This window comes from Sphingobacterium sp. E70 (assembly GCF_019285695.1).
GTDB classification, from domain to species: domain Bacteria; phylum Bacteroidota; class Bacteroidia; order Sphingobacteriales; family Sphingobacteriaceae; genus Sphingobacterium; species Sphingobacterium detergens.
In genome coordinates this window covers 2887935-2910583 of record NZ_CP079104.1, presented here as the reverse complement: position 1 = coordinate 2910583, position 22649 = coordinate 2887935, and the positions used below count along the sequence as shown (strand labels likewise).

The 22649-nt window shown below is 40.5% G+C and carries 21 protein-coding genes, 2 tRNA genes, 3 rRNA genes and 3 pseudogenes; 17 read left to right on the top strand and 12 right to left on the bottom strand.

Features of this window, described 5'->3' with window-relative positions:
* The first annotated feature begins 40 nt into the window (after window positions 1-40).
* The 8 genes and pseudogenes from KUH03_RS20675 (at window position 41) to KUH03_RS20640 (ending at window position 7721) form a co-directional block, all read left to right on the top strand.
* A pseudogene (locus tag KUH03_RS20675) lies at window positions 41-687 on the top strand (DUF47 domain-containing protein).
* A gap of 37 nt (window positions 688-724) precedes the next feature.
* Window positions 725-1733, top strand: a pseudogene (locus tag KUH03_RS20670) (anion permease).
* Between the two features lie 198 nt (window positions 1734-1931).
* A complete protein-coding gene (locus KUH03_RS20665) occupies window positions 1932-3377 on the top strand; it encodes an OmpA family protein (RefSeq protein ID WP_373564769.1) in 1446 nt (481 codons plus the stop codon).
* 171 nt (window positions 3378-3548) lie between these two features.
* Window positions 3549-4973 (top strand): annotated as a pseudogene (locus tag KUH03_RS20660) (tetratricopeptide repeat protein).
* 90 nt (window positions 4974-5063) lie between these two features.
* The gene (locus KUH03_RS20655; protein WP_257096208.1) at window positions 5064-5807 is read left to right on the top strand and encodes a shikimate dehydrogenase; all 744 of its coding nucleotides are present in this window, start codon (window positions 5064-5066) and stop codon (window positions 5805-5807) included.
* 43 nt (window positions 5808-5850) lie between these two features.
* On the top strand, window positions 5851-6492 hold the full coding sequence (locus KUH03_RS20650) for an MBL fold metallo-hydrolase (protein ID WP_257096206.1): 642 nt from the start codon (window positions 5851-5853) through the stop codon (window positions 6490-6492).
* Between the two features lie 251 nt (window positions 6493-6743).
* Window positions 6744-6992 carry a hypothetical protein gene (locus KUH03_RS20645; RefSeq protein WP_257096204.1) on the top strand — a complete coding sequence of 83 codons (249 nt, stop codon included), beginning with the start codon at window positions 6744-6746 and terminating at the stop codon, window positions 6990-6992.
* Window positions 6993-7307: 315 nt separating this feature from the next.
* A complete protein-coding gene (locus tag KUH03_RS20640) occupies window positions 7308-7721 on the top strand; it encodes an ABC transporter permease (RefSeq protein ID WP_257096203.1) in 414 nt (137 codons plus the stop codon).
* Here the strand turns inward: KUH03_RS20640 and KUH03_RS20635 are convergent.
* From KUH03_RS20635 to KUH03_RS20625, 3 genes are read right to left on the bottom strand one after another with little or no spacing between them, the layout of a single operon-like run.
* Entirely contained in the window at window positions 7718-8059 is a 342-nt protein-coding gene (locus KUH03_RS20635) for a hypothetical protein (RefSeq protein WP_257096201.1), read from the bottom strand. The genes KUH03_RS20640 and KUH03_RS20635 overlap by 4 nt on opposite strands.
* Window positions 8040-8372, bottom strand: coding sequence for a hypothetical protein (locus KUH03_RS20630; protein WP_257096199.1), 333 nt, complete (start codon window positions 8370-8372; stop codon window positions 8040-8042). The genes KUH03_RS20635 and KUH03_RS20630 overlap by 20 nt, the downstream gene beginning before the upstream one ends.
* A gap of 50 nt (window positions 8373-8422) precedes the next feature.
* On the bottom strand, window positions 8423-8698 hold the full coding sequence (locus tag KUH03_RS20625; RefSeq protein ID WP_028070934.1) for a NifU family protein: 276 nt from the start codon (window positions 8696-8698) through the stop codon (window positions 8423-8425).
* Window positions 8699-9025: 327 nt separating this feature from the next.
* On the opposite strand from KUH03_RS20625, the gene KUH03_RS20620 reads away from it, so the two are divergent.
* From KUH03_RS20620 to coaBC, 3 genes are read left to right on the top strand one after another with little or no spacing between them, the layout of a single operon-like run.
* The gene (locus tag KUH03_RS20620) at window positions 9026-9853 is read left to right on the top strand and encodes an outer membrane protein assembly factor BamD (RefSeq protein ID WP_373564768.1); all 828 of its coding nucleotides are present in this window, start codon (window positions 9026-9028) and stop codon (window positions 9851-9853) included.
* Window positions 9850-10179 carry a DNA-directed RNA polymerase subunit omega gene (locus KUH03_RS20615; RefSeq protein ID WP_075990346.1) on the top strand — a complete coding sequence of 110 codons (330 nt, stop codon included), beginning with the start codon at window positions 9850-9852 and terminating at the stop codon, window positions 10177-10179. The genes KUH03_RS20620 and KUH03_RS20615 overlap by 4 nt, the downstream gene beginning before the upstream one ends.
* A 14-nt stretch (window positions 10180-10193) precedes the next feature.
* Window positions 10194-11402 carry a bifunctional phosphopantothenoylcysteine decarboxylase/phosphopantothenate--cysteine ligase CoaBC gene (gene coaBC / locus KUH03_RS20610; protein WP_257096191.1) on the top strand — a complete coding sequence of 403 codons (1209 nt, stop codon included), beginning with the start codon at window positions 10194-10196 and terminating at the stop codon, window positions 11400-11402.
* A 42-nt stretch (window positions 11403-11444) separates the two neighbouring features.
* On the opposite strand, the gene KUH03_RS20605 is transcribed toward coaBC, so the two are convergent.
* From KUH03_RS20605 to KUH03_RS20590, 4 genes are read right to left on the bottom strand one after another with little or no spacing between them, the layout of a single operon-like run.
* Complete coding sequence (locus KUH03_RS20605) at window positions 11445-11762, bottom strand: hypothetical protein (protein ID WP_257096190.1); 318 nt, start codon at window positions 11760-11762, stop codon at window positions 11445-11447.
* A complete protein-coding gene (locus KUH03_RS20600) occupies window positions 11759-11959 on the bottom strand; it encodes a hypothetical protein (protein WP_257096189.1) in 201 nt (66 codons plus the stop codon). Before KUH03_RS20600 ends, KUH03_RS20605 begins: the two co-directional genes overlap by 4 nt.
* Complete coding sequence (locus KUH03_RS20595; protein WP_257096187.1) at window positions 11956-12546, bottom strand: RsmB/NOP family class I SAM-dependent RNA methyltransferase; 591 nt, start codon at window positions 12544-12546, stop codon at window positions 11956-11958. The genes KUH03_RS20600 and KUH03_RS20595 overlap by 4 nt, the downstream gene beginning before the upstream one ends.
* Entirely contained in the window at window positions 12537-12809 is a 273-nt protein-coding gene (locus KUH03_RS20590; protein ID WP_257096185.1) for a hypothetical protein, read from the bottom strand. The genes KUH03_RS20595 and KUH03_RS20590 overlap by 10 nt, the downstream gene beginning before the upstream one ends.
* 88 nt (window positions 12810-12897) lie before the next feature.
* On the opposite strand from KUH03_RS20590, the gene KUH03_RS20585 reads away from it, so the two are divergent.
* The gene (locus tag KUH03_RS20585; RefSeq protein ID WP_306429669.1) at window positions 12898-13176 is read left to right on the top strand and encodes an SRPBCC domain-containing protein; all 279 of its coding nucleotides are present in this window, start codon (window positions 12898-12900) and stop codon (window positions 13174-13176) included.
* A gap of 1212 nt (window positions 13177-14388) precedes the next feature.
* On the opposite strand, the gene rrf is transcribed toward KUH03_RS20585, so the two are convergent.
* The 5 genes from rrf to KUH03_RS20560 form a co-directional block, all read right to left on the bottom strand.
* Window positions 14389-14500: ribosomal RNA gene (gene rrf, locus KUH03_RS20580) — 5S ribosomal RNA — on the bottom strand.
* A gap of 157 nt (window positions 14501-14657) precedes the next feature.
* A 23S ribosomal RNA gene (locus KUH03_RS20575) occupies window positions 14658-17532 on the bottom strand.
* A gap of 263 nt (window positions 17533-17795) precedes the next feature.
* Window positions 17796-17869 (bottom strand) — tRNA-Ala (locus tag KUH03_RS20570).
* 11 nt (window positions 17870-17880) lie between these two features.
* Window positions 17881-17954, bottom strand: a tRNA-Ile gene (locus KUH03_RS20565).
* Window positions 17955-18074: 120 nt separating this feature from the next.
* Window positions 18075-19601, bottom strand: a 16S ribosomal RNA gene (locus KUH03_RS20560).
* The 16S, 23S and 5S rRNA genes sit together here with 2 tRNA genes alongside, the layout of an rRNA operon.
* 502 nt (window positions 19602-20103) lie before the next feature.
* Here KUH03_RS20560 and KUH03_RS20555 point away from each other — a divergent pair.
* The 5 genes from KUH03_RS20555 (at window position 20104) to KUH03_RS20535 (ending at window position 22636) form a co-directional block, all read left to right on the top strand.
* Window positions 20104-20454 (top strand): hypothetical protein, encoded by a 351-nt coding sequence (locus tag KUH03_RS20555; RefSeq protein ID WP_257096183.1) that lies wholly within the window; start codon window positions 20104-20106, stop codon window positions 20452-20454.
* A 524-nt stretch (window positions 20455-20978) separates the two neighbouring features.
* Complete coding sequence (locus KUH03_RS20550; protein WP_257096181.1) at window positions 20979-21230, top strand: HD domain-containing protein; 252 nt, start codon at window positions 20979-20981, stop codon at window positions 21228-21230.
* Between the two features lie 107 nt (window positions 21231-21337).
* Window positions 21338-21631, top strand: coding sequence for a hypothetical protein (locus tag KUH03_RS20545; RefSeq protein ID WP_257096180.1), 294 nt, complete (start codon window positions 21338-21340; stop codon window positions 21629-21631).
* Between the two features lie 31 nt (window positions 21632-21662).
* Window positions 21663-22160 (top strand): Pycsar system effector family protein, encoded by a 498-nt coding sequence (locus KUH03_RS20540; RefSeq protein ID WP_257096178.1) that lies wholly within the window; start codon window positions 21663-21665, stop codon window positions 22158-22160.
* A complete protein-coding gene (locus KUH03_RS20535) occupies window positions 22061-22636 on the top strand; it encodes a hypothetical protein (protein ID WP_306429775.1) in 576 nt (191 codons plus the stop codon). The genes KUH03_RS20540 and KUH03_RS20535 overlap by 100 nt, the downstream gene beginning before the upstream one ends.
* Window positions 22637-22649 lie beyond the last annotated feature (13 nt).

The window sequence follows — 22649 nt, the reverse complement described above, 5'->3', positions numbered from 1 at the left end:
TAACATTAGGGTATTATTTTTGCAAAAATAAATTTAAGATATGTCTTTAAATAGCATTTTTCAATACTTCGTTCCAAAGGACAAAAAATTCTTCCCTTTGTTTGAACAAGCCGGCAACAATTTGATCGAAATGTCTCAATTGTTAAAAGATATTGTTAACTCAAACAATCCGGAGAAGAAGAAAGAGTTCACTCGTAAGATGGAAGACTTGGAGCACAAAGGCGACAACATCACACATCAAATTCACTTGGAACTAGGTAAAAATTTCATTACACCTTTCGACCGCGAAGATATACACTCGTTAGCAAGCTCATTGGATGATGTAGCCGATTTTATACACGGCGCGGCTAATAGAATGGACTTATACAAGGTAGAAAAAGCTACAGAACCGATGATCGAAATCGCGGATCTATTGGTAGAAGCTACTGAGCACGTTTCAAAAGCAATCCATGAACTTCGGGATTTAAAAACATTCGCAATATCACAGATTCTTGTGTGCGTATCAATAGTGTAGAAAATAAAGCAGACTATATTTTTGATAAGGCAGTAGCTGATCTTTTCGAATTTGAAAAAGACGCTATTTCATTGATCAAACACAAAGAAGTGTTATCCGCAATGGAAGATGCAACAGACAAATGCGAGGACGTTGCTAACGTATTAGAAAGTATTCTAGTTAAAAACGCATAATCATTCGATCATAAGTGCATAAAAATTCTACGAGATTATGATGTCAACATTACTCGTTGTTGTGATTGTCTTAGCAATTGCATTTGACTACATCAATGGATTCCATGATGCAGCCAACTCTATTGCGACAGTCGTATCAACAAAAGTTCTAACACCAGCAATGGCCGTATTATGGGCTGCCATATTCAACTTTGCTGCTTATTTCTACTTTACAGACCACAAAGTAGCCAACACCATTGCCAAAACGGTATTGGAAGAATATATTACCCTAGAGGTTATCTTTGCGGGCTTGCTCGCAGCAATAGGGTGGAACTTGTTCACTTGGTACTACGGAGTACCGTCAAGTTCCTCACACCCTACCCTAATGGTTTTGCGGGGTCAGGAATGGCTTATGCCTTTATTCTCGGCGCAGATCCTATTCACGCTATCAATATCGATGCAACATTAAAAATTATTGCTTTCATCGTGCTGGCGCCAATCATCGGTATGACCATATCTATTATTATTACTTTAATAGTAATTAACCTCGCCAAAAACTCCCGACCTAGTGTCGCTGAAAAATGGTTTAAAGTATTACAATTGGTTTCATCAGCAGCCTTGAGTTTTGCGCATGGTGGTAACGATGCACAAAAGGTAATGGGTATTATCCTTGTAGCTATGGTTGCTGGTGGATATATGCAAAACACAGAACACATGCCAGAATGGATTCCTCTAACTTGTTACGCGGCTATCGCTGCTGGGACAATGAGTGGTGGTTGGAAAATTGTGAAGACAATGGGAACTAAAATCACGAAAGTAACACCATTAGAAGGAGTTTGTGCTGAATCTGCAGGAGCAGTAACATTAGGTATTACAGAGCATTTCGGTATCCCTGCATCAACCACACACACGATTACAGGAGCTATTATTGGTGTCGGAGTTGTTAAACGTGTTTCAGCAGTACGCTGGGGGTAACTATTAGTTTGTTATGGGCTTGGATATTGACAATTCCAGTATCAGCTTTGCTTGGAGGGCTCTCTTTAGTCATTGTACATTATTTACTTTAGAAAGAATTTCTTAATTTTTTTCTAAAAGCTATTGAAACAAAACAAAAATTTGGTACTTTCGTACCGGATTTTTGTTTTGTTGTTTCACATTAAATACTTAATTTAGTACGAAATATCAGGAATTTAAAAATTTAACATAATTTTAAGACTTTGGCACGGCAATTGTACTGTTCCAGATATTAAATAAGATAACAAAGTTTGAAAACAATTAAAATTAATAATAACCTTAAAAACAAGAGTATGAACTATTCTACAATTAAAAAAACAGCTGTTGCTGCTACATTAGTTGCCGCTTTAGGTTTCGCTGATACAGCACAAGCTCAACAAGTATTCGGTGGTAGATCACAATACAGAACTTGGTCTATCGGAGTTCAAGGTGGTATCACTACGCCTAATGCTTTAATTGGTGGTAACAATAACTTTGGTCAAAAAGTTGGTTACTTCCAAAACAAAGTTGGTGAGTACTATGGTTTAACAGTACGTAAACAATTCTCTCACCTATTCGGTTTAGAAGTTGAAGCTAACCGTGGTAAGATCAAAACTTACAACCACAATGAGTCTGGTCCTGCTTTCGAAAACAATTCTGGTTCAAATTTAGGTCGCGCTCAATCAGCTGAAACAAAAGTAAACTGGGCTGCTAGCTTAAATGGTGTGTTCCAATTAGGTACAATTGATTTCTTAAGAAGAGAAAATGCCGTTAACTTCTACGCTAAAGTAGGTATCGGTGCTTTCGCTTACAACCCAACTCAATTCTCTAACAATGACTTCGGTGGAACTGTTGTTTATGATCAAAAATGGGGTGAAGATATTCTTGGAGACCGCTCTCCTTCAAATCCTCGTGATAAAGACTACCGTCTAGGTATGATCGTTCCTGTAGGTGTTGGTGCTAAATTCAAATTATCTGAAGTTGTTGCATTGAACTTAGGTTACACAATGAACTTCACTGATGAGGCATTATTGTACGGACCTGGTAGAAACACTACTACTAAACAACGTTTCTCTAACGTATACGGTGGTTTAGAGTTCACTTTAGGTTCGAAAGACAAACAAAACTTGACTTTTGCTAACCCAGTAGCTACAATGTATGATGAGTTGAAAGACCCTTCATTGAGAAACGAAGTTGAAGCATTAAAACAACGCGTAAGCACATTAGAAGGTACTGTTAACACATTAAGCGCTGACGCTGATGGTGACGGTGTATCTGACAAATTTGATAAATGCCCTGGTACTCCTGCTGGTACTCCAGTAGATGGTTCAGGATGTCCAATCAAATTCCCAGAGCCAGTTGTTGACAACGTTACTTCTAACGGTTACTATGCTCCAATTCAATTCGAATTTGATAGCTCAGTATTGAAAACTTCTTCTTACTCAACTTTAGATAAATTGGCTAAAGAAGTACGTGACAACAATTCATCTGTAACTTTAGACGGTTATGCATCTGCAGAAGGTTCTGAAGCTTACAATATGACTTTGTCTAAAGACCGTGCTAACTCTGTAAAACAATACTTAGTAAATGCTGGTGTTTCTTCATCAAGCATCACTGCTAACGGTTACGGAGAGAAAAAAAACCAATCGCATCTAATTCAACTGAAGAAGGTCGTGTTCAAAACCGTCGTGTTGAGATCAAAAAATAATCGTATATAATTTATACCATTATATTAAAAGCCGGCTCTAGAGCCGGCTTTTTTATTTTGACAGTATTTATCCTTAACTTTGTGGATGATATCCAATTTGTGGAAAATTTATTCAAGCAAATTAGATAAGAAATTAGTATTTTGATTTAAGGAACAGAATACTGGTTTTAAACTTTTGAGAATGGAAGAGGATTTTGAATTTGAAAACCCCGAAGAAAGAAAAATCTCGGTGGACAGATATGAGGAAATGCTTCGAAACGAGGATCAGTATTTTTTTGACTCCAAGGCTTTCGAAGGAATAATAGACTACTATGCTGAAAAAAATGACCCTGTAAAGGCACTACAAGTAACCGAATTTGCAATCAGCCAACATCCCTTTGATATTACATTTTTGTTGAAGCAAGCTCAATTGTTTTCAACAATTCAACAGTATCAGAATGCATTAGCGGCCTTGGACAAAGCGGAACTGCTGGAAGCTTCGGAAGGAGACATATTTCTAATTAGGGGTGGTATTTTGGGGAGCATAGGGCAATTTGATGAAGCATTAGATCAATTATTCAAAGCATTACCCTTATTAGACAATAAAGATGAGGTTTATTTTCATATTGCCATGATTTTTCAAGCGCAAATGAACTACGACAAAGCTATTGTCTATTTAAAGAAGGCGCTTGAGCTCAATATGGACTATCAAGAAGCCCTCTATGAGCTTGCTTATTGTTATGATGTACTTGATAGGCAAGAAGAAAGTATATCTTTCTATAAAAATATATTGACTCAGACCCTTATTCGTACTATGCTTGGTATAATCTAGGCAACTCCTATCATAAAATAAGCAAGTTTGAAGAAGCATTAGATGCATATGACTATGCCATATTAATCAAAGAAGACTTCTCATCTGCTTATTTCAATAAAGGAAATGCACTAGTCAACTTAGATCGTTATCAAGAGGCATTGGACGTATACAAACAAACTTTTGAATACGAACAACCTAGCGCGGATACCTATTGTGCTATAGGAGAGTGTTACGAGAAACTGGAACAAATGGAAGAAGCTCGAAACTACTATAAAAAAGCCGTAAAGTTAGACGCCGAGCTTGCAGATGCATGGTTTGGTATTGGTGTCACGCTCGATTTTGAAGAACGATATTTTGAGTCGCTTCATTTCTACAAAAGGCTTTGGAACTAGAAGACACAAATCCAGATTACTGGTTTGCAATCGCAGATGCTCGGTATAAGCTACAGCAAATTGATCAGGCTGAAGATGCGTATAAAAAGTAGTTGCATTAAATCCATCAGATATAGATGCTTGGCTCGATTATTCTTCGATCTTATTTGAACAGAGTAAAATTGATGAAGCCATCAATGTCATGTCGGATGCGATTACGCAAAATCCCGAAGCGGCGGAATTATATTATCGTGTTGTGGCCTATCTATTTGCAAATGGACAATACAATGAAGCTTTAAACTTTTTGGAACTAGGCTTAGCAACGAATCCGGAAAAACATCATATTCTCTTTGATTACCTTCCTCAATTGCAAGGAAATCAAATTATCACTGAAATTGTAAAAAATATACCAAACCAAAAAATTAAAGTTGAAAATACATAATACCCCAGGCACTCTTTCGGACTTGCCTGGGGTATAAAATGCAATTAGATTAAGCTTACCTTTTCACCCAAAGAAGTACTAAACCATTTAATGAAAAAATTAGGTCTGATAGGATATCCACTAGGACACTCCTTTTCCAAGAAATATTATTTAGAGAAGTTTCAGAAAGAAAATATTCAACATATAGATTATGACTTATATCCAATTGAACGTATATCAGATTTTCCATCTATATTTAAGAATAAGGACTTTTATGGGGTAAATGTGACCATTCCATACAAGATAGAGGTCCTGGACTATTTAAACGAACTATCAGAAGAAGCTAAAGCTATACAAGCTGTAAACTGTATCCGCATTACACATCTAGCAAATGGTGCTCCATACTTGAAAGGTTATAACACTGATGCATTTGGATTTGAAGAATCATTGAAACCACTTTTAACCCATAATGACAAGAAAGCTTTAATTCTTGGAAACGGAGGAGCGGCAAAAGCAGTGATCTATACCTTAGATAAATTAGGGATCAAATACAAGCTTGTTAGCAGAACCAAACAAACGGACAACTACACCTATGATGAATTAGATGCCCTGATTTTAGCTGAATATACATTAATTATTAACTGTTCACCCGTTGGAACATTCCCCAACATAGCAGAGTCTCCGGCCCTACCATATGAACATATCAGTGCTAAGCACCTATTCTATGACCTTATTTATAATCCAGAAGAGACAGTATTCCTAAAGAAAGGTAAAGAAAAAGGTGCTCGAACTAAAAATGGCTATGAAATGTTGCTACTTCAGGCGGAGAAAAATTGGGAAATTTGGAATAGCTAGTCTTTCTCTATATACAGAACAATAAAAAATGTAATTTTACCTTATGCTAACGATCAGAACATTCACTTTCAATCCATACCAAGAAAACACCTACTTGTTGTATAACGAAGAGGGAAACGCCCTAATTATTGACCCAGGTATGTATGGAGAAAAAGAGCAGGAGGAGTTTTTAACCTTTGTCGATCTTCATAATCTCACTCCACAATTACTACTGAATACACATTGTCACATTGATCATGTCTTAGGCAATTATTTTATTCATGAGAAGTTTGATTTACTTCCTCAATTTCACGAAGGAGAACTATCTATATTGGTTGCAGTTCAGAACTATGCTCCGCAAATGGGTTTCCGTTATGACATCTCTCCTATTGGCGAAGTATTTCTAAAAGATGGAGACAAAATACAAATAGACAATGACGAATTGGAAGTGATATTGGCGCCCGGCCACTCACCGGCGCATATCTGTTTTTACTCCGCTTCTCAAAAATTCTTAATTGGTGGAGATGTCTTGTTCCGCAATAGTATTGGTCGTACGGATCTACCCGGAGGAAATCATCAGCAGCTTTTAGACAATATTAAGCAAAGACTTTATACTTTACCCGATGACACCGTTGTCTACCCAGGTCATGGCCCATCCACGACAATAGGTTTTGAAAAGAACTCCAATCCATTTATACAAGGATAAGATATGAACTTACCTTTTCTATTTGCCAAGAGATACCTATTTTCAAAAAAATCGGTCAATGCTATCAATATCATCTCCTCAATTAGTGTGATAGGTGTTACGGTAAGTAGTGCCGCATTAATCATACTCCTTTCCTCTTTCAATGGGATGGAGGAGCTTATTATATCTATGTATAGCAAATTTGCTCCCGAACTAAAGATAGAGCCAAAAAAGGTAAGCTCTTTACAACAAATAAATCAGTCTTTAATGAGTTGCGAAAGAATCCTGATGTTATCCATTATACAGAAGTATTAGAAGAGAAGGTATTACTTCAATATGCAAATCGACAGTATATTTCAACTATCAAAGGAATCGAGCCCAAATCGCTTAATAAGAGTATTGGTGATAGTATTCTTGTGGATGGCGTATATCAGCTCTCCCGTGATTCAACTAATTTGGCTATACTTGGAGCAAGTGTCCAAGCTAATCTTGGCATTTCTATGCAAAATACCCCGATTTAATCCAAGTCTATTCACCAAGAAAAGGCGTCAAAAATACATCTAATCCTGCCGAAGAATTTAATATTAGAGCTATCAGTCCAGGAGGTGTCCTCAGATACCAACAGGACTTTGACAATTTCGTTATTACACCCATTTCGTTTGCCAAAGAAGTACTCGGTGAATATGACAGAGTTTCCGCTATTGAATTTTATCTAAAGGAGGGTACTAACATCAAGCTATTTGAACAAGACCTTCAAAAAAATTAGGTGAAGAGTATCTCGTCAAAAATCGGGAAGAGCAAAACCCAACCTTATATAGAAATGTACGTGTAGAGAGATGGGTTGTGTTTTTATCTTAACATTGATTAGTATCATCGCAATTTTTAATATTGTAGGTTCATTGACGATGTTAGTGTTGGATAAACAAAAGGATATGACAGTCTTAAAAAGCTTAGGTGGTAACAATAGCTTAATTCAACGCATCTTCTTTTACGAGGGGTTGATGATTGCAATTATTGGTTGCATTTTAGGTTTATTAATTGGAGCAATATTCAATTATATTCAGTCAACCTATGGTATAATACGGGTCGAAGATGGTGCTAACGCGATCTTGGATAGCTACCCTATGCTTAGCCGCTGGAGCGACTATGTGTTAGTATTCATCACGGTAACCAGTATTTCGGGATTAGTTTCTTATTTCTCAGCAAAGATAAGTGTAAAGGAGCTGAACAAGCTCAAAGCAACAGATTAATAGCGGGAGTTTTTGGAACGGCTTTGACTTCCCTTCGTTATTTGCTGTATTAAACTTCCCCATGCAAAAGGATTTAATAGCGGGTTTGCGTAACGTTGGTTAATAACTTTATTATTCATTGTATTAAAACTTTGTGCATTATTGATTGAACGCATCTCGTTGCCATCGCGAGGTACTACAGCAGCCATAGCTGATAAAGATTCGTTGGAAAGTGTTCTTTTTGCCCGTACAATATGATCCTCAGATACATCTAAGTTCATAAATGCAATATTAAATTCCTCAATACTCGCCCAGGGATATGGAGTCACCATTGGCAATTCAGTTACTAAATTTTGCATCGATACTCGCTGTATATTTGTCGCCGGCAACTTCAGGTACAGTTACTATGAGCGGATCGAATCCTACAGAGGAAAAACGAAGTGTGTCTCCTACATGAGCTACGAAAGAAAAATAGCCTTCATTATTGGCCGCAATGGCCTCGTTACGGAAAGATAAATTGGTTACTGTAGCATATCCAACAGGAAGCCCAGACCCCACAGTAGTTACAATACCGGAATATTGGACGATCTTCCTTTCTTGCGCCTTTAAAGTCGAAGACTCAAAAATACAGATAAAACTAATAATATAGGGATCAGCAACTTCATAGAACAAATTTACACAAAAGCAGCTGAGCTAGCCGTTAAATTGTGTTAATAGATAAACTAATTGGCCGACGGCAAGGTAGCATCAGGAGAATCCGGATCAGTTAGATTAATTGCTTCAACCGCTGTTACCTCTGGCACAGCTTTTTTAATAGCTTGTTCCAATCCTGCTTTAAAAGTCATAATGCTCATTGAACATGAAGCGCAAGCGCCCAATAGTTTTAATCGCACGACATTATCTGCAGTAATCTCTTCAACACTCACATTTCCGCCATCAGTTTCCAAATAAGGTCTCAAGGTATCCAATGCTTGCTCCACTTTTTCTTTTAAAGTCATACTCTTTATTAAATTCAATGATTGTACATGTAAAGATAATCAAATATTTTAAAATCTATATTTTCCTCTCCTTGCGCAATGGAAAAACAACAAGTTCATGACAATACTGCCACCAAATTGCATCCAACGAGTTAAAGAATGTTAATAAAAAATGTTGTTTTTGGGATCAAATAATTATTAAACTATATTGCGCAGTAAAATTTAATTGATTAGTATAACAAATTCACTTATCTTTGTAAAATGTTTTTAAATAGGCGTATAGCGGCTATCTGTGCCGGCATGATGTTTCTATTGGTGTTTACTGGTTGCAAGAGTAAATTTGAGAAATTGCGCGCAAGCAATAATATCGCTCAAAAGTACGAAGAAGCCGTAAAACTTTATGAGAAAAAGAAATATACAAAGGCGTTAGTTTTGTTTGATGACTTGCGGACAAAATTCCGCGGACAAGCTGAGGCAGAAAATATCTACTATTATTTGGCATTTGCCAATTACCGTTTGAAAGATTATACTTCAGCAGCATACCACTTTAAGGACTTTGCAGATGTTTATCCCAACAGTCCACGGGCAGAAGAATGTCGTTTTATGCATGCTTACTGTTACTATTTGGATTCCCCTCGGTCAACTTTGGATCAGGCAAATACGAAGAAAGCAATCGATGCCCTACAGCTTTTTGTCAACCTCTATCCAGAATCAGAACGTTCTAAAGAGGCAGCAGATCTCATTCAAAAGCTACGGGACAAACTCGAGCTTAAAGCTTTTGCCAATGCTAGACTCTATTATGATATGGGGTTGAATGATGATTATAGAGCTGCTGTAATTGCGTTACAAAATGTTCTGAAAGAATATCCAGACACCAAATACGCTGAAGAAATTGAATTTTTGACGCTAAAGGCGCAATATATATTTGCATCAAAAAGTATTTTGCAAAAGCAAGAAAGCAGATATGACGAAACATTGGATTACTACCGTAGCTTTGCGAGTAACTACCCCAATAGCAAACATATAAAAGAAGCGGAATCTATTCGTCAAGATTCTGAAAAAGGAATTAAGACGGCCGTTTCGCACATGAAAGAATATAATAAAGCTCTTGCTGAGCAAGAAGCATATATCAAAGAACAAAAGGCGAAAAAGAAAAAGAAAATACCCAAAAGATGAGTCAAAAAAATAATAATTCAATTCCAAATTCTACAGTTACACGTGACTTAAGACAATTGGACAAAGGAACTGACAATCTCTATGAATCCATTGTAGTTATTTCTAAACGCGCGAATCAAATTGCAGTAGATATTAAGGAAGAACTAAACGGAAAACTTGCTGAGTTTGCAAGTAATAACGATAACTTGGAAGAGGTATTCGAAAACCGCGAACAAATAGAGATTTCTAAACATTACGAACGTATGCCAAAACCTACTTTGGTAGCAATCGATGAATTTCTACACGATAAAGTGTATTACAGAAATCCTTCTAAAGAGCAAGACTAATCGCAGAATCAACGATGGCTTTAGCTGGGAAAAATATTGTAATTGCTGTATGCGGCAGTATTGCCGCATACAAGATTGCAACTTTGATTCGTTTGCTCGTAAAAGCGGATGCTCAGGTTAAAGTAATTATGTCAGAGGATGCCACAGCGTTCATTACCCCGCTTACACTATCTACGCTTTCCAAAAATCCTGTTTTGGTTGACTATTATCAGCCGGATACTGGAGAATGGAATAATCATGTGGAAATTGCGCTAAATGCAGATTATATACTTGTAGCCCCAGCAACAGCAAACACCATCGCAAAGATGGCGAACGGTCTCTGTGATAACTTACTGATGGCTGTATATTTATCCGCAAAATGCCCGGTCTTCTTTGCTCCTGCAATGGATTTAGATATGTGGAAGCACCCGTCCACGCAATCGAATATCGCTAAACTAGGAGCTTATAGCAACATTATTATCCCGCCTGAAAAAGGTGAATTAGCTAGTGGATTAGTAGGAGAGGGACGTCTCGCCGAACCAGAAGAAATTTTTCATTTCCTAGAAAATTACTCCAACCAGAATCTCCCATTACTTGGTAAAAAAGCGCTTGTATCAGCAGGCCCCACTTATGAGGCAATAGACCCTGTACGCTTTATTGGAAATCATTCTAGTGGAAAAATGGGCTATGCTATTGCCCAACAATTAAAAGACCTTGGGGCTGATGTAACCTTAGTTTCCGGACCAACCGCGCTACCAAAACCTGATCAAATAACGGTTGTTCCTGTCACTTCTGCTGCAGAGATGCTTCAAGCCTGTGAAAAGTACTTTGATCATGCTGCTATAATTGTCATGAGTGCTGCAGTTGCTGACTACACTCCTATTGAAGTAGCATCTCAGAAGATAAAGAAGAAAGAGGATGAATTTTCTATTGCTTTAAAGAAAACAACAGATATTCTCGCCACTTTAGGAGGTAAAAAGAAGAAAGATCAATTACTAATCGGATTTGCTTTAGAAACCAACAATGAGTTCGAAAATGCAAAAGACAAATTGGTCCGAAAGAATCTCGATTTTATCGTTCTCAATTCCATGCAAGATCAGGGAGCTGGATTTGCTACCGATACAAATAAAGTCACAATTATCAACCGTTCAGGCGAAAGCAGCGTATTCCCATTGAAATCGAAGGAAGATGTTGCAAAAGATATCTGTTCGATTATCTTACAGTATATTCCTTCGACAATATAAATTCTCCCTAAATTTAGAGGAATATATGATTTCTATTATCTGTTATAGATTCACAATTCGTAATTCTTTAGGATAATAATTATTGATCCTATTTGGTAATAGTTTCATCCACCCAAGTGACATTCCTTTATATTTAGCAAGCGTCCAGCCTTTCATACCAAAAGATACAGTATCTAGTGTCACGTTTTCCTTTCTAAGGTAGTTTTGAGCCTCCTCAAGCGAAAGTTCAAGACTTTGGAAGCCAGGGTTTAATACATTACTTAACGCCAGTGCGTGGCTTGGAATCAATTCCTTTCGATTAAGTTTTCCAATATTGATTCCAGCATTTTTGAGATAGAGTACGTTCTGGAGATATTTCAAATCATTTTCATATTTTTTGGGAATATATACAGGTCATCATGATGGATAAATGGAAAGAACTCATCAACGTTAACTATCCAAGTGTCCAGAATTCCCTTCGGCACATCTGATTTTTCTGGTTTTATCCGTTTTCTATTAAATGTACCTTGCTCTGCAACTTTCTTCAAAACTGTAATAAAAAAACCTTCCCCACTCAATTTATGTGGATAGAAACGATAGCCATGTGCCCCATGCCCAATCGACTTTGTATGCTCGATCCCCAATTATCATCAATGACAATTTCGATAGATTCAAAATCTCCAGTTTCTATTAGCCAATCGGCAATATCCTCATTTTCCTCTTCTGAATAGGAGCAGGTTGAATAAAGGAGGTAACCACCAGTTTTCAATGCAGCAATACTTTCTGCCAATATTCTTTGTTGTCTTTCGCTACAAAGTTTGACATTAGCTTCTGACCATTCATCTATTGCATCCGAATCCTTTCTAAACATTCCTGATCCAGAGCAAGGTGCATCTACGACCATGATATCAAAATATCCTGGCAATCGGTCAAAAGCTGAAGGATCATTATTGGTAACCACCGTATTTGCATTTCCCCATTTTGTTAGATTATCCTGTAAGATATTTACACGAGTCTTAATTATCTCATTGGCGACAAGTAGACTATTGGGATGTAAGCTACTGTTTAGCAAGGTAGACTTTCCTCCAGGAGCTGCACAGAGATCCAATGCATAAACTGGTTTAGATCCTATTTCGAGCTCATGGATAATATAGTCTATAAACATAGAAGAAGCGTCTTGGGGTAATACCCTCCAGCATGAAATAAAGGATCAAGTGTGAATACGGGGCGTTCGTTTAGATAAAAGGCGTTTTCGCACCAAGGCACCCTTCCTCCACTGAAAAATGGACATTCCTTCAATTTTAGTGGGTTTAACCGTATCGCTGTTGCTCGCTTGCCCTCCTCATGTACTTTAATAAATTCAGCAGTATCGAATAATGGGTTTACACCTAATTTTTTCACTAATGAATTTGGCAGAAAATTACTCATGTCGTCCTAATAGTTTATGCTAAAAATAATATAAATAAAAATGAACTCAAAATAACTAGTAAATTACGGGAAAGAGTAAATTTGCATTATGAAAGATCTTAAGAAATACGCTATTATCCCGGCGACACCAGAAGAACTGTATCTCGCCTTAACAACCGAAATTACGGCCCGTCTGTGGACTGGCGATCTTGTATCAATAGATGCAACAGTAAATGGTGAATTTTCCTTGTGGGATGGTGCAATTACTGGTCGATTCTTGGAATTAGAACCTTCTACCAAAATTGTGCAGGAATGGTATTTCGGAGAAACTGACAGTCCTTCTATTGTTACATTAAAGCTACATGAACACAAAAAGGAACTTCATTAGAGATTAGACAGACCAATATACCAGATGAAGATTATGAAAATATTGCTGAAGGTTGGGAAGATCCCTATATCTCTTCTCTAATTGATTTTTATACTGAAGAAGATTAATTTTTAAATAAGATCAACAGAGAGCCTGGTTTTTTAAAGCTAGGCTCTTTTAATCATTATGCCATTTAACAAAGAATTCTTAAATTCTCCCTGAATTAACCATTCAATATCTTAAATTCAATAGTTTCCTTCCTTCATAATAGATTTTTGAACCACTTTAAATCTTTTCCATATATAGCAGCTATTTAGAAAAGCTGTTCTTCATCTATCTATTGCCAAAGAATCCTCACACCATATGATAATGTAGTACATTTCTATTGTTTAAGTGGTACATTTTTTCAACCTGGTTCAATCTCGAAGTATTTATTTGTAACAATAAATCTTATCGGCTCTTATCAATTCCCTATTTTAACCCTCATATCTTTAGTCCTCAAACAATATATCCTTTAACCCTATCCTCCCATAGCTTATAACTGGAAATATATATTCGAAGCTGTGCTCGAGAAATCTTCCAGCCTATAACAGGCTTAGTTATTATAGCGAATAAGATACCTTCTAAATTTACTTTTATTCATGAACGATTCACATAAAAGCAACTTCACTCGGTTAAGATCATTACAGCAAAAGCCGCAATAACATCGGCTAAGATATAGCCTTAGACGACAAGCAAGATATACACCGGCTTGATAAGGTTTGTCCTACGCCGAATTACCGTTGTGGGGGCATTGATCTGCGTGAAATATATTAAGAGGTAATAATGCAGTACCTCAGATCAGTACCTGGCAAAACCGTATTTAATGGCACCATTTCGGAATCGGATCCTTGGGCATTTGTGGCGGAACCATTGTTTTTTTGGAATCTTTTAGATAGTACCTAAACAGAGTCATAGTGCAGCACCTTAGAGCGGTGCCATACAGGCTTGCACCTGACAGTGCTATTCCTGAGCGGAGTCTTTTGTGTGGCCTTTGGGAGTGGATCCCAGTCTCGCTTTTGGGGCCAGAGCCATACAGCTTTGTACCAGACAATAGGGTTGCCGAACATATGTGCCTCTTTTCCGAGCGTCACCCAGTGGGCTTTATCCCGGCCCCATTGATCTTTGGAACCTTTTGGGAAGTATGTAAACGAAAGAAGCCCTTGACTGTTTCCAGCAAGGGCTTCCGTGTAAAAAAGGCACCGACCTACTCTCCCACCTGTTACGGCAATACCATCGGCTCTGGCGGGCTTGACTGCTCTGTTCGGAATGGGAAGAGGTAGACACCGCCGATATAGGCACCTAAAGTTTTTTTAGAGGTGAGATAGGAGATATGAGTACCGAGATCCTTTCAGGTCCCACATAGCTCTGCTCCATGCACACGTCTAACTGACATATATATTGAAAGAGTTTCGTTTCCTTTGTTTCAAAAATTAAAGAGGAAGACAACAGTGTGTCTCTGCATGAGAAAGCTTCGGGCTATTAGTACCACTTGGCTTTGGTCTCTCAACCTTTACACCTATGGCCTATCAACGTAGTCATCTTCTACGACCCTATAAGGAAGTCTCATCTCGTGGCTAGTTTCGCACTTAGATGCTTTCAGCGCTTATCTATTCCAGACGTAGCTACCCTGCCGTACACCTGGCGGCATAACAGGTTCACCAGAGGTCTGTCCAACCCGGTCCTCTCGTACTAAGGTCAGATCCACTCAAACTTCCAACGCCCACAACAGATAGGGACCGAACTGTCTCGCGACGTTCTGAACCCAGCTCGCGTGCCACTTTAATGGGCGAACAGCCCAACCCTTGGGACCTTCTCCAGCCCCAGGATGTGACGAGCCGACATCGAGGTGCCAAACCTCCCCGTCGATATGAGCTCTTGGGGAGATCAGCCTGTTATCCCCAGCGTACCTTTTATCCTTTGAGCGATGGCCCTTCCATACAGAACCACCGGATCACTATGTCCGTCTTTCGACCCTGTTCGACTTGTCGGTCTCACAGTCAAGCAAGCTTATGCCATTGCACTCCGCGTACGGTTACCAAGCGTACTGAGCTTACCTTTGAAAGCCTCCGTTACCTTTTTGGAGGCGACCACCCCAGTCAAACTACCCACCAAACAATGTCCTCCCCATTAGGGAGTTAGAAACCGAATACAGAAAGGGCGGTATTTCAAGGTTGATTCCACGTATCCTGGCGAACACGCTTCAACATCTCCCGCCTATCCTACACATCCTGTACCCAATCTCAATGTTAAGCTATAGTGAAGGTGCATGGGGTCTTTCCGTCCCGTTGCGGGTAATCGGCGTCTTCACCGATACCACAATTTCACCGAGCTCATGGCTGAGACAGCGCCCAGATCGTTACACCATTCGTGCAGGTCGGAACTTACCCGACAAGGAATTTCGCTACCTTAGGACCGTTATAGTTACGGCCGCCGTTTACTGGGGCTTCGATTCAATGCTTCTCTTGCGATGACATCCCCTCTTAACCTTCCAGCACCGGGCAGGTGTCAGGCCTTATACCTCATCTTGCGATTTTGCAAAGCCATATGTTTTTGTTAAACAGTCGCCTGGGCCTTTTCACTGCGGCTGCTCATCGCTGAGACAGCGCCCCTTCTCCCGAAGTTACAGGGCCATTTTGCCGAGTTCCTTAGCCATGACTCACTCGAGCACCTTAGGATTCTCTCCTCGACCACCTGTGTCGGTTTGCGGTACGGGTCTTCATAACCTGAAGCTTAGCGGGTTTTCTTGGAAGTCTGTTTACCTGCTCTATCAGCGCCACCGAAGCTTTGCTGTACTATTGGGTTTCAGCAGGGTCGGCGGATTTGCCTACCGTCCCTATACCTACGCCTTTCAACGAACTATTCCGTCAGTTCGCGGCAGTGTCACTACTCCGTCACCACATCGCAGTTATGAAGAGTACTGGAATATTAACCAGTTGTCCATCGGCTTGCCCCCTTCGGGTGCGCCTTAGGTCCCGACTGACCCTGATCCGATTAACGTTGATCAGGAAACCTTGGTCTTTCGGTGGGCGGGTTTCCCACCCGCCTTATCGTTACTTATGCCTACATTTGCTTTTCCATACGGTCCAACACCCATTACCAGATATCTTCGCCCCATATGGAATGCTCCCCTACCAGATGCACATAAGTGCAAATCCATAGCTTCGGTACCGTTCTTGATGCCCGTTTATTATCCACGCCCGGCCGCTCGACTAGTGAGCTGTTACGCACTCTTTAAATGAATGGCTGCTTCCAAGCCAACATCCTAGCTGTCTGGGCAACCGGACCTCGTTAGTTCAACTTAGAACGAATTTGGGGACCTTAGCTGATGGTCTGGGTTCTTTCCCTCTCGGCCTTGGACCTTAGCACCCAAAGCCTCACTGCCGGCCATATTTAATAGCATTCGGAGTTCGTCTGGATTTGGTAGGATTTGACTCCCCGCACCCAATCGGTAGCTCTACCTCTATTAAACTCGATGCCGACGCTGTTCCTAAAAACATTTCGGGAGTACGAGCTATTTCCCAGTTTGATTGGCCTTTCACCCCTACCCTCAGGTCATCCGGAAACTTTTCAACGTTTATCGGTTCGGTCCTCCATTACATGTTACTGCAACTTCAACCTGCCCAAGGGTAGATCACAAGGTTTCGCGTCTACCTCATCTGACTATGCGCCCTATTAAGACTCGCTTTCGCTTCGGCTGCGTCCCTGAAGGACTTAACCTTGCCAGACAAGAGTAACTCGTAGGCTCATTATGCAAAAGGCACGCTGTCACAGGACCTGCCTGCTCCAACCGCTTGTAAGCACACGGTTTCAGGTTCTTTTCACTCCCCTGTTCGGGGTTCTTTTCACCTTTCCCTCACGGTATGGTTCACTATCGGTCTCTCAGGAGTATTTAGCCTTACCAGATGGTGCTGGTGGATTCCCACAGGATTTCTCCGGTCCCGCGGTACTCAGGATACCACTATGTCAACATTCTTTACCTGTACGGGGCTCTCACCCTTATTGCGCAGTTTCCCACCTGCTTCCAGTTCATAGCGCTGTACAATGTCGTGGTCCTACAACCCCGACCATGCCGTAACATGATCGGTTTGGGCTCTTTCCCGTTCGCTCGCCACTACTTGGGAAATCATTGTTATTTTCTTCTCCTACGCCTACTTAGATGTTTCAGTTCAGCGCGTTCGCGTATCATACGACTATTCTTCAAATAGTCAGGTTGCCCCATTCGGAAATCTCTGGATCAAGTCGCATTTGCCAATCCCCAAAGCTTATCGCAGCTTATCACGTCCTTCTTCGCCTCTGAGAGCCTAGGCATCCCCGTGTGCCCTTATTTACTTTCTTCACCGGCATAGCCTTTTGCTACTATGCGGCTGCTTTTGATATATATACCGATATGCTACGCAAAGATTCGTTCGGCCTGGACCGAGGGTCTCCTCCCTACATCAGACACATATCAGCATTGTCTCTATACTGTTGTCTTCTCTTGTAATTTTTTTTTCTTTCAATATGTCAAAGAACTCTTTTTTTTAGATAGGAGATTTTAGATCTGAGATATCAGACCTTGTATGGTCTGTTATCTTGCTCTATCTTTCCTCCAAAAAACGTGGAGAATAACGGATTCGAACCGTTGACCCCCTGCGTGCAAGGCAGGTGCTCTAGCCAGCTGAGCTAATTCCCCTCTTTTTTTCGTAGTCCCGAGCAGATTTGAACTGCTGACCCCTACATTATCAGTGTAGTGCTCTAACCAACTGAGCTACGGGACTAGCTATTCTGTTCATCTATCTCTCTCGGTCCTGCTCCTTATAGGGGCGGGCACTTTCTTCTGATGTTTTTCTTTTATTCAATCATATGTACGTGACGAGCACCGATCTTCGATACTCTAGAAAGGAGGTATTCCAGCCGCACCTTCCGGTACGGCTACCTTGTTACGACTTAGCCCCAATTATCGGTTTTACCCTAACACGCTCCTTGCGGTCACATGCTTTAGGTACCCCCAACTTTCATGGCTTGACGGGCGGTGTGTACAAGGCCCGGGAACGTATTCACCGCGTCATTGCTGATACGCGATTACTAGCGAATCCAACTTCATGGGGTCGAGTTGCAGACCCCAATCCGAACTGTGAATGGCTTTTAGAGATTAGCATCATATTGCTATGTAGCTGCCCGCTGTACCATCCATTGTAGCACGTGTGTAGCCCCGGACGTAAGGGCCATGATGACTTGACGTCGTCCCCACCTTCCTCTCTGTTTGCACAGGCAGTCTGTTTAGAGTCCCCACCATTACATGCTGGCAACTAAACATAGGGGTTGCGCTCGTTGCGGGACTTAACCCAACACCTCACGGCACGAGCTGACGACAGCCATGCAGCACCTAGTTTCGTGTCCCGAAGGACGGATGCGTCTCTGCATCCTTCACTAACTTTCAAGCCCGGGTAAGGTTCCTCGCGTATCATCGAATTAAACCACATGCTCCTCCGCTTGTGCGGGCCCCGTCAATTCCTTTGAGTTTCACCCTTGCGGGCGTACTCCCCAGGTGGATAACTTAACGCTTTCGCTAAGACGCTGGCTGTCTATCGCCAACATCGAGTTATCATCGTTTAGGGCGTGGACTACCAGGGTATCTAATCCTGTTCGATCCCCACGCTTTCGTGCATCAGCGTCAATACCAGCTTAGTGAGCTGCCTTCGCAATCGGAGTTCTAAGACATATCTATGCATTTCACCGCTACTTGTCTTATTCCGCCCACTTCAAATGGATTCAAGCCCATCAGTATCAAAGGCACTGCGATGGTTGAGCCACCGTATTTCACCCCTGACTTAATAGGCCGCCTACGCACCCTTTAAACCCAATAAATCCGGATAACGCTCGGATCCTCCGTATTACCGCGGCTGCTGGCACGGAGTTAGCCGATCCTTATTCTTCCAGTACATTCAGCTCTCTACACGTAAAGAGGTTTATTCCTGGACAAAAGCAGTTTACAACCCATAGGGCAGTCATCCTGCACGCGGCATGGCTGGTTCAGGCTTCCGCCCATTGACCAATATTCCTTACTGCTGCCTCCCGTAGGAGTCTGGTCCGTGTCTCAGTACCAGTGTGGGGATTCTCCTCTCAGAGCCCCTAGACATCGTCGCCTTGGTAAGCCGTTACCCTACCAACTAGCTAATGTCACGCGAGCCCATCTCTATCCTATAAATATTTAATAATCCAACGATGCCGGTAGATTATATTATGCGGTGTTAATCTCTCTTTCGAGAGGCTATCCCCTGATAGAGGTAGGTTGCTCACGCGTTACGCACCCGTGCGCCACTCTCACCATCTTCGAGCAAGCTCTCCGATGGATCCCGTCCGACTTGCATGTATTAGGCCTGCCGCTAGCGTTCATCCTGAGCCAGGATCAAACTCTCCATTGTAAAATGAAGTTTTTGATTCCAACTATTTACATAATCAGAATTCTTTTTTATATCTCTGATCTTGGATCGAATTGAACGAATTGCTTGAATTTGTTCATGACTTTCGTTTTGTCTACTCGTCACGCTTACATGATTGTGTTTTCTTAAAGAACTTATCTCGCTTCAACTTCCGTATCCGCTATATTCCGATGAGCATTGCGCCCCTCTTTATCTTTTTTGTTTCCCTCCGTTTCCGTTGGGACTGCAAAGGTAGAAATCTTTTGAACTTCCAAAAAACTTTTGAAGTTTTTTTCTTTTTCTTTTCCCGATTTCCGCGTTTAACTCTCATTAAACCCTTCTTTTTTCATGGTCTCTTCTTTCGAAGTAACCGTCCCTCCCTTGCGGAGTGGTGCAAAGATAGGGAGTTTACTAACAAACTTCCAAGCCTTTTGTTCTTATTTATTTCATTTTGCCGCTAACTCGCTGTGAACTTGGTCGATTGTTTTTCTCCGGACGGGTTCCGGTGGGGTCCCGCGGGCTCCGGGGACAAAAAAGGCGGGTTATATCAGAATATGCACTGGATCTGCAGTGGATAAGCCGTGGAAAGGCGGAGCAAGGGGATGGTGGAACCGCAGCGGATACGCAGTGGAAAGGCAGGATTGCCTATGGGCTAGACTTACGCCACAGCAGCGCAGAACCGGGAATGCGGCGAAAAAGTCGCCGCAAGGCCAGCTATACGCAAAAAAACAGTGAAGGGAGAAAAGTGCATGGGCAGCGGGAATCAGAACCGGAGAATGGACATCTCAGCGAACCCCTGAAAAACAGTTGCCCGGAACAGAAAAAACCCGATGGGACGGTCTCCAAGTCGGGATGACGGACAGGCGGCGGATAGACAGGCCTAAAAACCGCAGCAAAAAAACCCACCACCATAGAAAAACAGCCCGAAAACAGGGGTCTCAGGGTAAGGACAAATCCAGAGTTTAGTTAGGGTTTGTTTAGGTTTAGTTTAGGTATTACTTAGGTTTTGTTTAGATTTTAGCTAAACTAAACCTAACTAAATGCTAGCCTAATCGTAGACTACTACTACGTTAATATTGGAACTATCCCTAAAAAATACCGGAAGTGATATCCCTGAAGGCAAAAGCATTCTGTTTCGGGGTCGTATTCACCCCTCCCTGCTATCTCCTTCGGCTTTTCTCAAACGTTTACCGTCCTTTTCCTATCTTTTGTTTAGGGAAATTCCGGACATGGGAATCGGAAGGGTAAAAACAAGGTCTTTTACTTTCTATCGGGACTATAAAGTTTGATCTAGATTAAAAAATTACGAAAAGGGATTACTTGTATATAAGATGTTAAAGATATTGAATACTTTTATTCTAAATAAACATCATATTAGTCATGATAGATTATAACGCACTTTTAAAACAGGTAGAAGAATTTTCGAACGCTTATATTATACAGAATATCTCCTCGTGTCATTGTTTTCACAACAGTATACATACACATTCAGTAGTACAAGCTGCAGAGGAGATTTCCTCGTTTTATAAGTTAAATGACGAAGATCATTTTATAGTGATCAGTGCAGCCTATTTTCACGATTTAGGTTATGTAAAATCTGACAATGCGATTGGCCATGAAAAAGAAGCGTAGAAATCGCTTTAGACTTCTTAAAGGATAAAGGCGTAACCGAGGAGGTAAAAGAAAAAATCAAAGGTTGTATCCTCGCCACCAGAATGCCCCAAGACCCCAACAATCTATTGGAACAGATCCTTTGCGACGCCGACTTGTTCCATTTTGGAGGAGAGGACTTTGAAAACAGGAATAAACTGATGAAGACCGAAGCAGAGGCTGTACTAGGTAAAGAAATTGATAAGGATGTTTGGCGTGCCGGCACTATAAAGCTCTTAGCAAGCCATCATTATCATACAGATTATGCCCAACAAAAGCTCAACACAAAGAAAGAGGAAAACTTAAAAGAACTTGAACGTAAGCAGGAAAAGTCCAAGGACAAGAAAAAGAAGACAAAAAGAAACAAAGAAAGAGAAAGATAAAAGTGTCAAACCTGAACGTGGTATAGAAACAATGTTCCGGATAACATCGTCCAACAACCAACGTTTGAGTGATATGGCTGATAATAAAGCTAATATTTTATTGACCGTTAACTCTATCATTCTATCTGTCGTTATTGCCGTATTATTCAGAAAATTAGATAGCAACGAACATCTTATATTTCCAACAATTATTCTCACTGTAATTGTTGTGGCCACCATGGTCATGGCTATACTTTCAACTATACCCAAAATACCCTCCGGAAAATTTTCAAAACAGGAGATTGATAATAAATCTGTCAATCTATTATTTTTCGGAAATTTCTATAAAATGAACCTAGATGACTATAATGAAGGAATGCAAAAAGTAATGATTGATTCCGAATTTTTATACGGCATGCTTACAAAAGATGTTTATTCCCAAGGAGTTGTATTAGGCAGGAAATACAAATTATTGCGTTATGCTTATGGCATCTTTATGTTTGGTCTGGTTATCTCTGTTATTTCCTTTGTTATTGCAACACTATTGTAAAACAGATACTCAGCATAAATTCATCATTTTTTAATTATGTTTCGGATGAAAAAGAAGACCTGTACATCAATAGAGATATCAGTTGGCTTTCCTTTAATGACAGAGTACTTACCGAGGCTGGACGTAAGGAGGTCCCGCTATTGGAAAAATTACAATTTCTTGCTATTTTCTCATCTAACCTCGATGAGTTCTACCGCGTACGGATGCCTGTATTAATGGCATGGAAAAAAATTAAAAAGAAGGCAACTGATCAAGTTGTCCCGAATCTTGACATTGGAACGTATAAAAAGGCCTCTAAAATTATCGATAAACAGCAGGAAAAATTTGGATTCCTTTTAACCGATATTATCCATCAGTTAACTGAGGAAAATATTATTCTGATCTATAACCAGGAGATTCCAGTAACGATAAAACCTCTTGTAGCCAACTATTTTTTTAATACGATAGCCTCTCTACCTGCAAATAATCCCCGTTGACGAAGAATTTTCC